The organism is Mesorhizobium sp. M7A.F.Ca.MR.362.00.0.0, from assembly GCF_004023175.1.
Taxonomy (GTDB): domain Bacteria; phylum Pseudomonadota; class Alphaproteobacteria; order Rhizobiales; family Rhizobiaceae; genus Mesorhizobium.
In genome coordinates, this window is the sequence record NZ_RZTF01000312.1 from 1 (window position 1) to 657 (window position 657).

Sequence of the window (657 nt, forward strand, 5' to 3'; positions counted from 1 at the left end):
CCCTAGGATCCATGCCGTTACCTCAGCCGAAGGGTGCAGCGGAGCAGAATTCTGCACCGTGGCAACACTCGAACATCACGGCATGGATCCTCGGGTCTGCACTGCGTCGCTACGCTCCTTGTTCCGCCCGTGGATGGCGACGCTGGAGAGGCCGCCGCTCAGGACAATTTGGCGATAATCGCGCGCAGTGCCTCGCCGAAACGGTGGATCTCCTCAACTGTGTTGTAGTGGACAAGCGAGGCGCGGATGGCGCCGCTGTCCATTGAGAGGTTGAGACGCTTCATCAGTCGCGGCGCATACATATGGCCGTCGCGGATGCCGATCTGCATCTCGGCCATTTCCTCGACGACCCGCTGCGGCGACAGTGTGCCGATGTTGAAGCAGAAGGTCGGCACACGCTCAGTGATGCGGGCCTCGTCGGCAACGCCGTAGATGGTCGCGCCGCAACCTTTCAGCACGGCCAGCATCTCACGCGCCAGCACCAGCTCATAGTCGCGGATGGCGCCCATGCCGGCGACGATGTTGTCGCGCCGCGAGCGGTTGTTGGACGGCGCCAGATTGCGGCCGATCAGTTCAAGATACTGCACGGCGGCATCCATCCCAGAGACGTTCTCGTAGATGAAGGTGCCGGCCTCGACCTTGTAGGGCGGCTCGTTG

Annotated in this window: 1 protein-coding gene; it reads right to left on the minus strand. The window is 62.7% G+C overall.

Annotated features, from left to right (window positions below):
* Positions 1-158 precede the first annotated feature (158 nt).
* Positions 159-657 (minus strand): aminotransferase class V-fold PLP-dependent enzyme (locus EOC06_RS43705; RefSeq protein WP_245470139.1); only part of this gene is annotated, 499 nt, incomplete at its 5' end.